Genomic DNA, 16,159 nt, shown 5'->3' with positions numbered 1-16,159 from the left:
GGTAAAATCTATTGCAAAGATTAGTATTTTATCCTTTATTGGTGTACGCTAATTCTTTATTCTATATCCAATTTTTACATAAACCTCGTAAAACTACAGGAGTAACTCATGGTTCTGGTAACTCGTCAAGCCCCTGACTTTACAGCAGCAGCGGTCCTCGGCAACGGCGAAATAGTTGGGAATTTCAACCTGAAAAAACACCTGAATGGTAAACCTGCGGTTATCTTTTTCTGGCCAATGGACTTTACTTTCGTATGCCCTTCTGAGCTGATCGCATTTGATCACCGCTACGAAGAGTTCAAAAAACGCGGTGTTGAAGTTATCGGTGTTTCTTTTGATTCTGAATTCGTCCATAACGCATGGCGTAAAACTCCTATCGATCAAGGTGGTATTGGCGAAGTTAAATATGCAATGGTTGCCGATACGAAACGTGACATTCAAAAAGCATACGGCATTGAGCATCCAGATGCGGGTGTCGCTCTGCGCGGTTCTTTCCTGATCGACAAAAACGGCGTAGTTCGTCATCAAGTCGTTAACGATCTGCCTCTGGGCCGTAACATTGACGAAATGCTGCGTATGGTTGACGCATTGCAATTCCACGAAGAGCACGGTGATGTCTGCCCTGCACAGTGGGAAAAAGGTAAAGAAGGTATGAGCGCCTCTCCAGATGGCGTAGCTAAGTACTTGTCTCAAAACGCCGGTAAACTATAACCTTAGATATTATTCATATTCAGACCAGTCGGTTATTCCGGCTGGTTTTTTATCGCTGAAATTCCTCATTTTGCCACCTTGCGCACAAAAACTCCCTCATCCTGATAACCATCGCCATTTATAATTAAATTTACAATTGTTTAACATTAAAATCAGTGTAAATATACCTTATGGATTTCAAGATGCATCGCGACGGCAAGGGAGCGAATCCCCGGGAGCATAGATAACTATGTGACCGGGATGAGTGAGTGCAGCCAACAAAGAGGCAACTTGAAAGATGACGGGTATAAAACAGCTTATTACAACTGACACAAATAACCTCGCCAAAAGACAGGAGCCGAAAATATGTCGAAAACATGGAAAACACCACTGGCAATCATATCTTTGCTTATCTCATCCCATCTTTATGCCGCTTCGCAACCGGCTGTTGAAGCTAAAAATGGGATGGTCGTTTCAGCCCAACATCTTGCTTCACAAGTTGGTGTCGATATCCTCAAAATGGGTGGAAACGCAGTTGATGCAGCCGTTGCCGTTGGCTATGCCCAAGCCGTTGTTAATCCATGTTGTGGAAATATCGGTGGTGGTGGTTTTATGACAATTCATTTGGCTGATGGTACCAATACTTTTATTAACTTCCGCGAAACCGCGCCAAATGCAGCAAGTGCCGATATGTATCTGGATAAAGAGGGCAATGTTATTAAGGAAGCCAGTTTATATGGTTACCGTGCTGCCGGTGTGCCCGGAACCGTGATGGGGTTGAACAGCGCCCTAAAAAAATATGGCAAATTAAGCCGTGAACAAGTCATGGCCCCTGCGATTAAGCTGGCACGAGAAGGTTTTATACTGACCCGTGCAGACACTGATATTCTGGATACCTCAACCAAACGCTTCCGCAAAGATCCAGAAGCAGCCCGCATCTTCCTACGCAAAGATGGCTCTCCTTATCAACCGGGCGACAGGCTGATACAAACCGATCTGGCAAATACGTTGGAGTTAATTGCCAAAAAAGGGCAGGAAGCTTTCTATCACGGAAATATTCCTAAACTGATCGCCGAAGCGGCTAAAAAATCCGGCGGCATTATTACCGAAGCTGATTTTGCCAACTATAAAATTTCAGAAACAACCCCTGTCACCTGTCACTATCGCGGTTATAAATTTATCTCTTCACCACCACCGAGTTCAGGCGGAGTGACCATGTGTGAAATTCTGAATATCTTGGAAGGCTACAACCTTAAAGACATGGGATTCAACTCGGCTAATTATATTCATACACTGACAGAAGCCATGCGTCATGCCTACATGGACAGAAATACTTACCTTGGTGATCCAGAATTTGTTAAAAATCCCATCGACCGTTTACTGAGTAAGAGTTATGCCGAATCTCTACGTAAAAAAATAGAGCCAGGCAAAGCAACATTATCAGAGAATGTTCAGCCCGGTATTGGCCCTCATGAGAAACCGGAAACCACGCACTACTCTATTGTCGATAAAGAAGGTAATGCGGTTTCAACCACCTATACGATCAACGGACTTTTTGGCGCTGTCGTCATCGCCCCCGGGACAGGTTTCTTCCTCAATGATGAGATGGATGATTTCACCACTAAAATTGGCGAAAAGAATCTTTATGGTCTCATTCAAGGCGCGACTAATTCTATTGCTCCTGGTAAGCGCCCACTATCCTCAATGAGCCCAACACTGGTCACAAAAGACAACAAGATATTCCTTGTTCTGGGCTCACCCGGCGGCTCTCGTATTATCTCTATTACCCTGCAAACTGCCTTAAACATCATTGAACACGGAATGCCTCCTCAAGAAGCAGTTAATAGCCCCCGCATTCATCATCAATGGCTACCCGATGAAGTTTATTATGAGCAACGTGGTATTTCTAAAGACTCGTTGAACTTGCTAGAAAAAATGGGATACAAGATGGTGGAACAGATACCGTGGGGTGCTGCTGAAGTGATTATGGTTGGTTTACCTAAAACCGCTGGCGCTGCTGCTAATTCTTCCGGCAATGATGCTGCCGTATCAGGTAAAGTTCGTGAAAACCATTTTTATGGTGCCAATGATGTCCGACGCCCGGCCGGTGCGGCTATTGGTTACTAATGACCAAATAATTAAAAAATAGCTATACCCGTTATCTTTCAAGTTGCCTCTTTGTTGGCTGCACTCACTCACCCCGGTCACATAGTTATCTATGCTCCCGGGGATTCGCTCCCTTACCGTCGCGATCCATCTTGAAATCTGGAGGGTATAATCTGTACAGGAAATATCGGGATGGGATACTTTTTTTCAGGAATCCCATCCCATACTTTCCCTGAACATTTGACGATGGCAAACAGTCAGAGAAACAGACATCATCACTGATGCATTTGAGTCTCACGGGTACCAGAACGCCCTAAAACACGGTCATAAATACCAGCTACAACTAAAACCAACAGGGATGGTGCTAACCAAGCCAACCCTTGATCCGCCAGTGGTAAATGTGTTGCCCAGTTTGGTAACAAATAAACTAATGCTTCGGATGACTTAATCGCATCCAAAATACCAAATATCAGACTAATTAACATTACCGGAGCTAAAATGCGGGTAAAATTGTGCCACCAGCACAGCGTGAAACTCAACACAATCAGAACAATACAAGGTGGATAAATAGCTGTCAGTACCGGTATAGAAATCTTAATCAAATGACTCAAACCAAGGTTAGAAGTCAACATGGAGAATCCTCCAAGGATCAGAACCAGTGAACGATAAGACAGGGGCAAATAACGGCTGAAAAACTCAGCACATGCACAAGTTAATCCAACCGCAGTCACCATACAGGCGACAAAAATCAGCACAGCCAGGAAAATACTGCCAACACCACCAAAAGTATGATGAACATAGGCATGCAAAATGACCGCACCATTTTCTGCATGAGGCACTAACGATCCACTGCCAGCGCCCAATTTGAACAAGGAAAGATAAACCAGTATCAGACCAAAGCCAGCAATAAAACCAGCCCACATTGCATAACGAGTTAATAATGAAGATGAGGCAACGCCTCTTGAACGTGCAGCGTTAACAATAACAATCCCAAACACCATCGCTCCCAGAGTATCCATCGTCAGATAACCATTGACGAAACCACTGGAGAATGGGATTTGCTGATAAACATCAATCGCGGGAATTGAATCACCGGCTGGCCAAAGTAAAGCAGCAACACCAAGTATACCTAGCGCTAACATCTTGATGGGTGCCAACACATGCCCGACAGTATCGAGCAGACGGCCTGGGTAAAGGGAAACAGCAATTACCAGCACAAAATAGATAAGACTGTAGATAAACAGGGGTAACTCGCCGGTACTGGTAAGCGGGGCAATACCTACTTCAAAAGAGACAGTTGCGGTCCGTGGGATAGCGAATAAAGGACCAACAGCCAAATAACAAACTGTCGCCAACAGCAAACCAGCAACTCTACCAATAGGTGAACTCAGCTCTTCAATACCACCGCCAACTTTTGCCAATGCGATGATTGTAATGACGGGTAAACCAACCGCAGTCGCTAGAAAGCCTAGTGCTGCTAACCAAACATATTCACCTGATTGTAACCCCACCATAGGGGGAAAAATAATATTTCCCGCCCCCACAAACAGAGCAAAAGTCATAAACCCTAATGCCCAAATATCCTTAGATGATAAACGATGTGTCATAATGATTATTAATATTTTGTTACCATATTTATGGCCTGAATAATATAAATATTGTCAATATCTAAGCCCATATTGACAATATTGAACCCTAATTTAACGATTTATTATCAAAATAATATTCACCAGGTATCTGTTGAAGACAGATTATAGTGGTTATGATAGATAGAATCGCCAACAACTGCCCACAAGTAAAACTTTTATAGCGCCAGAAGGCAATAGATAAACCAGAATGCAGAAGTATATGCCGTACTCTTTTTCAAAACCAGTGATTGCTGTTAGCTATCATTGAATAGACACTATATGATTTGCGTTTTTTTTAACCTGAAAAAATAATAATCAATTGCGAAGATCAATTATTACTGTTAATCAAACTATTCCTATCTCTGTTTGCTGGTTATTTTCACAGGTACCATCAATCCCGTCGGTAAAGTAAAACTAAAGATCGTCCCTTTCCCTATTTCGCTGGAAATTTCAAGATGAGAATGGTGATGATGTAAAGCATGTTTCACAATCGCAAGACCGAGACCACTTCCTCCAGTTTGTCTGGAACGCGCTTTATCCACCCGATAAAAACGTTCGGTCAAACGAGGTAGATGTTCAGCACTGATGCCTTGCCCATTATCTTTCACGGTAAATTCAGCGCCGTGGGAACTCTTTTTCCAACTGACATCAATCTGGGTCCCTTTCGGGGTATGATTAACCGCGTTATAAACCAAATTCGACATTGCACTGCGAAGCTGCTCTTCATTGCCGAACACTTTAAGTCCTTCACTAATATCAAAATTAATCTTATAACATTCATTACCCAGTGCTGTGGCTTCCTGACGCAATACTTTAAGCATCAAAGGCACATCAACCACTTCATTCATATCAATCTGGGGAGCAACTTCAATTTTAGACAGTTGCAACAATTGTTTCACCAAACTGTCCAGTCTTCGGGTTTGCTCCTGCATCGTATGCAGCGCTTTCTTATTTAGCGGATTATCCTCTGCCTGATCCTGCATCATTTCCAAATAACCCTGCAAGACGGTTAAAGGAGTACGCATTTCATGACTGACATTGGCAAAAAAGTCACGACGGGCATTTTCCAGTGTTCGCTTTTGAGTCACATCTCTGGCAACCATTAAGAATTGACCCTCAGTGTAAGGCATCACCCGGAACTCAACGGTAAAACCATTATTTAATTCAATGGACAAAGGACGTGAAAAATCTCTGGAAAGGATATATCGGCTAAAATCAGGGTAGCGGAGTAAATTAAAAATATGCTGTCCATTGTCTTCAGGCCAACGAAAACCGAGTAAATGTTGCGCCAAACGGTTACACCAGAAAATATTACCTTCTGTTGTCATCATCACAATGGCATCGGGCAATGATTCCGCTCCGCTCCGAAACCGTTTGATCAACAGCGCCAGTTCACGGCTCCGTTTTCGATTCCGTTGCTGCATCTGGTGAATACCATAGAAAATTGGCTCCCACCCTCCTCTCCCCGACGGCGGCAACATACTGCGATCCAACCATAGCCAATTGGACAGTTTCAGCAGATTATAACCATGCCATATCAGCGCAAAAAACACCGAAACAAATAAACACCAAGATAAATGACCAACAAATATCGACAAAATTAACGCAGGCAAACAAAAGAGAAACAGTTCTGAAACCAGCTTCTTCCAAGATAAACGTTCTAACACGTTAGATTCTCCGGTGCGTGGACTTAGTAACGGGTAGAAAAACGGTAACCTGTACCACGAACGGTCTGCACCATTTTATCATGGCCGCCAATCTCTAATACTTTACGTAAACGGCGAATATGAACATCAACAGTTCTATCTTCAACGTAAACGTTTGCTCCCCAAACATAATTAAGCAACTGTTCACGGCTATAGACCCGTTCAGGATGAGTCATAAAGAAGTGCAATAATTTAAATTCCGTCGGCCCCATATCCAGTGCTTTATCCTGGCTAGTCACCCGATGGGACGTTGAATCCAAAACTAAGCCATTCATTTCGATAATATCTTCCATAACCATCGGTGAAATACGCCGTAATACAGCTTTAACTCTGGCAACCAGCTCTTTAGGAGAGAAAGGCTTGGTGATATAGTCATCTGCCCCAACTTCGAGGCCACGTACCCGATCTTCCTCTTCACCACGGGCCGTTAGCATCATCACCGGAATATCACGAATATTATTATTCCGTTTCATCTGCTTAATTATCTGCAAACCCGAGCCGCCGGGGAGCATCCAATCCAATAACACTAAATCAGGATATGGCTCAGATAAACATGCCAACGCAGAATCATAATCCTCGGCTTCTATCGGCTGATACCCGTTTTTTTCCAGAACAAAACAGACCATCTCACGAATCGGAGCTTCATCTTCAACTACCAGAATGCGTCTTGCCATGATTAATCCCGTTAATATATTGAGTTGACATCCACTACGCCCTAAAGAACGAGGTTTTACGGCGCACCTGATAACAGACTAATTTGAAAAAGCATTATGCGTCAGTTTTATGACAAATTTATGAAATCCTGCCTTGGTTATCCTCTATCTGCAATCTATTTCGCAATAATTAATTTAACAATTGTCATATTTCATAATGAATGCGAAGCCGCTCGGAGATATATTCAAGAGATCGAATTTAAAAGCGACATTCAGAATAGAGCTATTATAATCATGCTTCACTTTAACCAATGACGGCGAAACCATGCGTATTATTCACACTTCGGACTGGCATCTCGGCCAATATTTTTTTACCAAAAGCCGGGCTGCTGAACATCAACATTTTCTGCGTTGGCTGATTAAACAGATCGAACATCACCAAGCCGATGCATTAATTGTTGCCGGAGATGTATTTGATACCGGCTCACCGCCTAGCTACGCCCGTGAGCTATATAATCGTTTTATCGTTGAACTACAACCTACCGGTTGTCAGTTAATTATCCTTGGCGGCAACCATGATTCAGTAGCAACATTAAATGAATCAAAAGCACTCCTTTCCTGCCTGAATACCACCGTTATTGCTCACGCAGAAAAAGATCCACAAAAACAGATAAAAGTACTCACCACCCAACAAGGCAACGCCGGTGCAATTCTTTGTGCAATCCCTTTTCTGCGGCCAAGAGATATTATGCTCAGCCAGGCTGGTCAGTCAGGAGAACAAAAACAACTCGTATTACAAGAAGCCATTGCAGAACATTATTATCGACTCTATCAACAAGCGTGTGAATTACGTGATGAATTGAATTTGCCCTTACCTATCATTGCTACCGGACACCTAACGACCGTTGGTGCCACGGTTACAGATTCAGTGCGGGATATTTATATTGGTACCTTGGATGCCTTCCCGGCGCAAGCTTTCCCGCCGGTAGACTATATTGCGCTTGGGCATATTCACCGGCCACAAATCGTGGCTAAATCTGAACATATTCGCTACAGCGGCTCCCCTATTCCTCTTAGTTTCGATGAAATCGGGCAAGAGAAAAGCGTCTGTTTGGTGGAATTTACCCAAGACAAACTGGCATCCATTAAGCTTTTACCCATTCCGCAATATCAGCCCATGCAACTTATCAAAGGCAACCTGCAACAGATTGAGCAACAGTTACAAACTTTTAAAAACTATCAAGGAGATCAGCCCGTCTGGTTGGATATTGAAGTTGCCACCCAAGATTACCTCCATGATATCCAGAAAAGGGTCCAATCAATGGTTGCAGATCTTCCGGTCGAAGTCATTCTGCTACGGCGCAGTAAAACACAGCAGCAAAATAAGCTAGCGCAAGAAAACCGAGAAACCCTGACAGAACTTAGCGTCAACGAGGTTTTTGCCCGACGACTTGCCCAATCAGCACTGGAAAATGAAGAACATAAAAAACGTCTGACCACTCTTTTCGAGCAAACACTGAACGATATCTATCAGGCTAAACACAAGGAGGAGCAGGCATGAAAATTTTGAGTCTACGGCTAAAAAACATTAATTCATTACAAGGTGAATGGAAAATTGATTTCACAGCAGAGCCATTTGCCAGCAGTGGTCTGTTTGCCATAACCGGCCCGACCGGTGCGGGTAAAACTACCTTATTGGATGCGATCTGCCTTGCGCTTTATCATGAAACTCCACGCTTGAAGATTTCTACCTTACAAAATGAGCTGATGACCCGACACACCGCAGAATCACTAGCCGAAGTTGAGTTTGAAGTGAAAGGCGTCGCTTACCGTGCTTTCTGGAGTCAACGGCGAGCACGTAATCAACCAAATGGCAACCTGCAACCCCCTAAAGCGGAGCTCGCACTCAGTCACAGCGGCAAAATTCTGGCAGACAAGCCCCTGGATAAGAAAGAGAAAGTCATTGAAATTACTGGATTAGATTACGGCCGTTTTACCAAATCCATGTTGCTATCCCAAGGAGATTTCGCTGCCTTCCTCAATGCTCAGCCAAACGAACGGGCCGATTTACTAGAAGAATTAACCGGTACTGAAATTTACGGCATCTTATCCCAACAAATTTACCAACAACATAAACAGGCACAGTCAGAGCTGGATATTCTGCAAGCCAAAGCATCCGCCATTGATTTACTAACCGCAGAGCAACATCAACAATATCTGGAACAACAGCAACAACTCACTCATGCTGAATCACAGCTCAATCAGCAGATAAAAACACTGCAACATTCGGCACAATGGCTGACACGTGAAGAGGAACTTGAGCAACTTGTTACTGAAAACAACGCTTCCCTACAGCAGGCAGAAAAAGCGCTGATTCATGCAGAGCCGCAACTGCAAAAACTGGCTAGCAGTGAACCCGCAGAAACAGTGCGTCCCTTGCTGGATGATAAAAACCGAACGCAATATGAACATCAGAGAATCAGCAAACAGTTGGCAGAGATGCGTCAGCAACTTCATCAACAACAACAGACGCTCACGCCGATACAGCAAAACGTGACTCATGCAGATTCTGCCAGAACCGCACACCAACAACACCGGCAACAACAAGAAAAGCTAATAGCAGAACAGGTGATTCCATTAGATCATCAAATTGCAGTGCAGACTAAAGAGCTTAATCTTACTCAGCAACAAATCAACGAACAGAAAACCGCACTTGAAAACCGTTGTCAGCAATATGACACAGCAAATCAGCGCGCCCTGTCATTCACCAATCAAAGAAAACAACTGGAAAACTATTTCGAACAACAACCTTATCATCAATATTTCGGTGAAAAGCTGGCTTTTTGGCAACACCAATTCTCTTGGTGGCAAGAACAGCAGCAACAAATTGATCATCAAATGCAAAAAGTTAGCGAGCTCACCACCGAAATCGCGCAACTTAATAATAATCTGCACAAACAAGGAGAAGACTTAAAACAACAGATTGAAAATAACCAACCGCTGGAACTGGCATTTGAGCAAGCCAAGCAACAATTTTTTACCCTGCAAAAGCAATATTCGCCGGAGAAATTAAAAAAACAATTAACTCAATATCAGGAACAGCTACCGCTGCAACATAAACTGGAAATCCTGTCACCGCAAATCTTGCAATTACAAGCCGCTATTGCCAGTCATCATATTCGCTTACAACAACCGGAAAAATTATTAAAGGAACTTCCTGTTCAAATTGAATCCATCGATAAACAACTCTCAGACAAACAGCAGCATTTAGCCGATCTTACTCAACGTATTCAGTTAGAACAAAAGATTGTTAGTCTGGAAAAAGAGCGGGCACAACTCAAGGAAGGCTCCCCTTGCCCATTGTGCGGTTCTGAACATCATCCTGCAATTCAAGCTTATCAAGATATTGAACTGCCAAAATCAGAACAACGGTTAAAAGATTTACGTCTGCAATTCGACGAATTACAAGCCACCAAAATATCATTGATCAATAAAAAAGAGTTCCAACAGCAACAATACGACCATATTTTGCAAGAAATTGCTGATGCTGAACCACGATTGAATATATTAACTCAACAATGGCAGGAAACTTGCGCAATATTACAGATCAACATTTCTCTTTCAGATAAACCCGCTCTTGAACTATTTGTGCAACAAAACCAATCTGCTCACCAGCTTTGCCAGACTCAATTAACCGAACTTGAACTAGCAGAAAAAACGTACCAGAAAACAGAAAAAACAGTGGCCGCTCATCAAGAACACATTAAAGAAATCGAGCGAAATATTGAACTGAGTAAGCATCAATACAATACACAGAAAAAACTCTTATCTGAACGACAACCAGAGATACAACAGCAGCAGCGTAAGCTAACGGATGTCATCGAAAAAATGACGTCAGAATTACAGCAATACGATTTATTACTGCCAATGCTGAATGAGAGTGAAAACTGGCTGCAACAACGTAGAAAAGAGTGGCAGGTATATCAAAATTGTCATGAAAATTGGCAGCAGATCCAAAAAGAAGAAGCGGTTATCCAAAATCAGATTGAATCACTGCATAAACAGAAAGAAGAATATGTATGCCGTTTAAATGGACTTAATCAAACAGCACAGCAACAGAAACAGCAACTCGCAGAAGCACAACAACAACGCCAACAACTCTTTGGTGAACAATCCGTTACGGCAATCACTCAGGCATTACAACAACAATCTCAAAAGCTTGAGGAAATGCACAAACAGGCATTGTCACATCTGCAACAAGCGCAATCCAGCATCAACCAACTAACCGGTGCCATTCATGAGACAGAAAAAAATTGTCACCAGTCTGAACAACAAAAACAGCAGGCAGAACAGAACTTCAATGTTGCATTAGCTAAAAGCCCATTTACCGATCAACATGCCCTTGAAGCGGCCCTGTTATCGCAAGAGCAACGTAAAGAATTGCGACAACTCAAAGAACAGCTTGAACAACAGCAGATACAAGCCAACGTCCTATGCCAGAAAGCGGCGGAAGCCCTGCAACAACACCGAAAAAATCGCCCTGAGTTACTTAAGCAATATACAAAATCACAACTAACCGAACAGTTGGAAAACATGACTGATGAGCTAAAAAGAAACACCTTACAACAAGGAGAACTGAAAAACCTGCTCGGTAATGATGCAATACGTCGTCAACAGCAAAAATCCTTATTGGAAGAGGTTAGTCATTGCCAACAAAATTATGATGACTGGAGTTATCTTAATAACCTGATTGGTTCGGCTGATGGCGCTAAATTCCGTCGCTTTGCTCAAGGATTAACACTGGATCATTTGGTTCATCTCGCCAATCAACGGCTGAAAAAATTACACGGACGCTACGATTTACAACGTAAAAACAGTGATGGCCTTGAACTGCAAGTAGTTGATACCTGGCAAGCCGATGCTATTCGCGATACCAAAACGCTTTCTGGTGGTGAAAGTTTTCTGGTCAGCCTTGCTCTGGCTTTAGCACTATCTGATTTAGTCAGCAATAAAACCAGTATCGACTCACTATTCCTGGATGAAGGCTTCGGCACACTTGATCAAGAAACCCTTGATATCGCCCTTGACGCGCTGGATCATTTAAATGCTTCCGGTAAAACCATTGGTGTTATCAGCCACATTGAAGCCATGAAAGAACGGATACCTGTACAGATTAAGGTTAAAAAAATTAATGGGCTTGGGATAAGTAAACTCTCACCAGAGTTTCGTTATAATAAACAATAGCGGAAAGCAATAAATAATATTTCCAAAGTAAATTGAATATTGAATACCGCCATTTTTTCCTCGAAAGGTACTCCCGCCACGCCAACATTAAGGCGGGAAGGAAATTTCGACAAGGCATTACTTGCTGGTTTTGAATGTACTGCGTCACTTACTCTCGCCAACATACATCAAGAAGCAAAAACGCCCAACGAAAATGGCAACGCTTAGAGCTGTTTGCTATCCTTCTTTCCCCTAATGTTAAAAACGCGTTTTACTCATAATTAGCATTCAGGAGGGAGAAATCCGCAGGTTTTGTTAAAGACGATGGGTTTAACAGGTTAATAACTCATAAGCCGTTGACAACCCCTTTTAAAAAATAAAGTTTCTTTCATCATATAAAATCTATTGATTGACTTTCTCTAATAACGCCTTACTTTCACCATCTATGGTAAAAGGTCTGGTAGATTAATCATCCAGAAAGACGATAATGGTTAATCGGGTATTTAAGCGTAAACCAAAAGCAAAAACAGCTTATAAAAATAACAATACCAATTGATTTTAGCATGAGATCACATTAAAGGCATAAAAATACCCATGAATTAAATTGGCGTATTTAAAACATTACGATTTTACATAACAAATGCAATAGGTAGATTCACACAATAAGTACAACATCGTTAATCTGGAAGTAAACATACCCGTACTTCCTTAAATAATTCATCCGGTGTTTTCCCACCCCGTGTTTTTCGGGGATAATGATTTAATCGGTTTGCCACAAATTTATTTCCTTAGCTGAAACGTTATTAAAGCCAGTCCCTTTAAGAAAACAGATTACCTGATTAATCTATTCATATTGTTATTTATTTCCTCTGATTATATAAACATTAAAATAGTCAAATTTTTTCACTGATGGTTTTATAATTGGCAGGGTTTAAACTGTTATTAAAACACATTTTTTTAACATCGGATTTTAAGCGGTATAAAATTTTAATCGGTATTTTTACCACTTTCGACGTCTGCTTTCTATATAAGTTTAATCATACCCCTCCATCTTTACTAATCAGAATAATCACTTATTCGGTTGATTATTCATTCTTTTTTATTCATTATTTACGCATATGCATTAATACTAACTCTGTTTTACCGACAATCTTAAATGGTTTTAATAAGTCTCTATATTTTATTCTTCTCGATAAATCAGCCGGTAAATATCCAAAGACACCCCTTTATGTTTTTTCGGATAATCAACTCATTTTTCAGATTTTAAATCCTACAAAATTAAACATTTCACCTAATTTTTTATTACGTCATTTTTATAGCTTTCTTCGTAAAATAACAACGGAAAATCTTTTCAACACCCACCTATTAGTTATATAAAAGCTTTAATAGCTCCGTATTATCACTTTTAAATCGTTGTATCAGATTAGGTAAACGTAAAATAATCGAAGGATAGTATCGCAGATAAATGTATTAAATATGACAGAGAGTCAGCCGTTTTTAACCACTCTGTATTTTTTTAAAATCTGGCATTAATGAATGCATCTGTTTTTTTCAATCCTGAGCTAACTAATTTCCTTTGAATTCATATAATGAATAAAATATTAAGGTATAAGTTTCTTATATCTTTTCATAAACATAAACAACTTATAGATTAATTTCACAGGTAATAAGGAACATGCAATAGGAATAATAACTACTACAACAGAACGGGTATTTGTTTCCACAGACAACTCACCTAATCGCGCTCCCCATGTTATTAGGGTGTCATTTCGTCCTCTATAAAGTTGCTTCAGTATGACCAGTTTCAGCTTCGCCGGGCAAACGTAAAAGTCCCTCGTATAGCCATCATCCTGAATAAGAACAAAAATGCCGATCTTGAACATCGGCATTTTGCTGTGAAAGAGGAGAATAATTTAATGCTTTAACGCTTCAATTTTATCCCGGCTCAAGCCGGTACTGGTGACAATAATGTCCAAACTCACGCCATGCCGTAACAAGGCACAAGCCGTTTCCAGTTTACCTTCTTCTCTACCTTCAGCCCGCCCCTCGACTCGGCCTTGTTCGCGCCCTTTTTGTTCAAGCTGTTCTGCAATAGTCATCAACATCGTTTTATGCTCCGGAGATTGTTCAATCAGTTGATGGACAAATTGTGAGATATTCAGCGTATGTCCATTCAGTAAGATATAGCTTAACACCACATTGCGCTGTTCGGCTGTATTATACCCTGTATTCAAGAGTTCCACCAATTGGGGAACCCATTCCTGCATATCCCGGCAGCGTATGTGTTTTTGCACCATTTCCATCAGGGCAACCCCTTTATGTGTCAGGATCTCTTCATCACTGAGTACACTGACGTCCACCAACGAAAACGCCTGGTGGTATAAACGAGCCGCCTGTTCGGGGAGTGTAAAACAATCCAGCCACCGGTTTGAGTAAGGATACGGCCGAATCTCACCATGATAAAACAACAGAGGTGCCACCAAAGGGAGTTCAGTATGGCCTTTTTTCAGGTGAGCCGCCATAGCTAACATGGCATAATACATCAACCGCCAGGCCATCAACGGGTCAGGAGTGGATTGATGTTCAATCAGGCAATAGATATAGCCCTGCCCCCGGGCCGTTTCAACCGAGTACAGCACATCACTGTGCAGTTGACGTAAATGCCAATCCACAAAACTGCCGGGTTCCAGTTTCAATGTGGCTAAATCACACAACAACTGGATTTCTTCCGGCAGATAAAGGGATAAGAATTCCCTAGCCGTTTCAGGCTGCGTTAAAAAATACTTAAATAATTCGTCATGGTGAGGCCGTTTTTCTTTCTTTGCCACAATCTGTTTCTCTGTCTTTATCAGTTAGTCATTACCACTCATTGTCAAGGTATAGTATTTCTACCAAGTTACAAAAAACATTTTCCCAGATTTTCTCAGGCAAGTCTTTACCGAATGCATTAATATAAGAGCCTAACGAATCAAATACCAGCTCTGTTTTACTGGCAATTTTGAGTGATTTTAATAAATCACCACTCTTTATTTTTCTTGATAAATCAGCCAATAAACATCTTGATAATATAAAGATACCCCTTTATGTTTTTCCGGATAATCAACTCATTTTTCAGATTTCAAATCCTACAAAATTAAACATTTTACCTAATTTTTTATTACGTCATTTTTATAGCTTTCTTCATAAAATAACAACGGAAAATATTTTCAACACCCACCTATTAGTTATATAAAAGATTTAATAGCTCCGTATTATCACTTTTAAATAGTTGTATCAGGTTAGGTAAACGTAAAATAATCGGAGGATAACATTGCCGATAAATGTATTAAATATGACAGAGAGTCAGCCGTTTTTAACCACTCTGTATTTTTTTAAAATCTGGCATTAATGAATGCATCTGTTTTTTTCAATCCTGAGCTAACTAATTTCCTTTGAATTCATATGATGAATAAAATATTAATCTATAAGTTTCTTATATCTTTTCATAAACATAAACAACTTATAGATTAATTTCACAGGTAATAAGGAATATGCAATAGGAATAATAACTACTACAACAGAACAGGTATTTGTTTCCACAGACAACTCACCTAATCGCGCTCCCCATGTTATTAGGGTGTCATTTCGTCCTCTATAAAGTTGCTTCAGTATGACCAGTTTCAGCTTCGCCGGGCAAACGTAAAAGTCCCTCGTATAGCCATCATCCTGAATAAGAACAAAAATGCCGATCTCGAATATCGGCATTTTGCTGTAAAAGAGAAGATTAATTTAATGCTTTAACATTTCAATTTTATCCCGGCTCAGTCCGGTACTGGTGACAATAATGTCCAAACTCACGCCATGCCGTAATAAGGCGCGAGCCGTTTCCACTTTACCTTCCTCCCGGCCTAGCTCAATGCCTTCCTCTCTACCTTGCTTGATACCTCGCTCAAGCCCTTTTTGTTCAAGCTGTTCTGCAATAGTCATCAACATCGTTTCATGCTCCGGAGATTGTTCAATCAGTTGATGGACAAATTGTGAGAGATCCAGCGTATGTCCATTCAGTAAGATATAGCTTAACACCACATTGCGCTGTTCGGCTGTATTATACCCTGTATTCAAGAGTTCCACCAATTGGGGAACCCATTCCTGCATATCCCGGCAGCGTATGTGT

Annotated in this window: 10 protein-coding genes and 1 pseudogene; 4 read left to right on the top strand and 7 right to left on the bottom strand. The window is 41.3% G+C overall.

The features are described from left to right. Positions 1 to 108 precede the first annotated feature (108 nt). Positions 109 to 711 (top strand): peroxiredoxin C, encoded by a 603-nt coding sequence (locus tag EAE91_RS04450; protein ID WP_214087435.1) that lies wholly within the window; start codon positions 109 to 111, stop codon positions 709 to 711. A 345-nt stretch (positions 712 to 1,056) separates the two neighbouring features. Beyond that, positions 1,057 to 2,817, top strand: coding sequence for a gamma-glutamyltransferase (gene ggt, locus EAE91_RS04445; protein ID WP_214087434.1), 1,761 nt, complete (start codon positions 1,057 to 1,059; stop codon positions 2,815 to 2,817). 254 nt (positions 2,818 to 3,071) lie between these two features. On the opposite strand, the gene brnQ is transcribed toward ggt, so the two are convergent. From brnQ to phoB, 3 genes are all read right to left on the bottom strand, one after another. Beyond that, on the bottom strand, positions 3,072 to 4,403 hold the full coding sequence (gene brnQ / locus EAE91_RS04440; protein ID WP_214087433.1) for a branched-chain amino acid transport system II carrier protein: 1,332 nt from the start codon (positions 4,401 to 4,403) through the stop codon (positions 3,072 to 3,074). A gap of 377 nt (positions 4,404 to 4,780) precedes the next feature. After that, a complete protein-coding gene (gene phoR / locus EAE91_RS04435; RefSeq protein ID WP_214087432.1) occupies positions 4,781 to 6,091 on the bottom strand; it encodes a phosphate regulon sensor histidine kinase PhoR in 1,311 nt (436 codons plus the stop codon). 23 nt (positions 6,092 to 6,114) lie between these two features. Continuing rightward, complete coding sequence (gene phoB, locus EAE91_RS04430; protein ID WP_049582597.1) at positions 6,115 to 6,804, bottom strand: phosphate regulon transcriptional regulator PhoB; 690 nt, start codon at positions 6,802 to 6,804, stop codon at positions 6,115 to 6,117. Positions 6,805 to 7,108: 304 nt separating this feature from the next. Between phoB and sbcD the strand changes: the two genes are divergently transcribed. Further along, a complete protein-coding gene (gene sbcD / locus EAE91_RS04425) occupies positions 7,109 to 8,344 on the top strand; it encodes an exonuclease subunit SbcD (protein ID WP_214087431.1) in 1,236 nt (411 codons plus the stop codon). Further along, the gene (locus tag EAE91_RS04420) at positions 8,341 to 12,027 is read left to right on the top strand and encodes an AAA family ATPase (RefSeq protein ID WP_214087430.1); all 3,687 of its coding nucleotides are present in this window, start codon (positions 8,341 to 8,343) and stop codon (positions 12,025 to 12,027) included. The genes sbcD and EAE91_RS04420 overlap by 4 nt, the downstream gene beginning before the upstream one ends. A 656-nt stretch (positions 12,028 to 12,683) precedes the next feature. On the opposite strand, the pseudogene EAE91_RS25225 reads toward EAE91_RS04420, so the two are convergent. The 4 genes and pseudogenes from EAE91_RS25225 to EAE91_RS04405 form a co-directional block, all read right to left on the bottom strand. Next, positions 12,684 to 12,870 (bottom strand): annotated as a pseudogene (locus tag EAE91_RS25225) (IS30 family transposase); the annotation flags it as partial. A gap of 1,049 nt (positions 12,871 to 13,919) precedes the next feature. Continuing rightward, positions 13,920 to 14,834 (bottom strand): Rpn family recombination-promoting nuclease/putative transposase, encoded by a 915-nt coding sequence (locus EAE91_RS04415; RefSeq protein WP_214087429.1) that lies wholly within the window; start codon positions 14,832 to 14,834, stop codon positions 13,920 to 13,922. 31 nt (positions 14,835 to 14,865) lie between these two features. Beyond that, positions 14,866 to 15,057: a hypothetical protein gene (locus EAE91_RS04410; protein WP_214087428.1), complete on the bottom strand. Its 192-nt coding sequence runs from the start codon at positions 15,055 to 15,057 to the stop codon at positions 14,866 to 14,868. A 717-nt stretch (positions 15,058 to 15,774) separates the two neighbouring features. After that, positions 15,775 to 16,159 (bottom strand): Rpn family recombination-promoting nuclease/putative transposase (locus EAE91_RS04405; protein ID WP_214087427.1); only part of this gene is annotated, 385 nt, incomplete at its 5' end.

The sequence above is a fragment of the Photorhabdus noenieputensis genome (assembly GCF_018448935.1).
GTDB classification, from domain to species: Bacteria; Pseudomonadota; Gammaproteobacteria; order Enterobacterales; family Enterobacteriaceae; genus Photorhabdus; species Photorhabdus noenieputensis.
The sequence above is the reverse complement of the archived record's forward strand: the minus strand, read 5'-3'. Positions and strand labels throughout refer to the sequence as shown.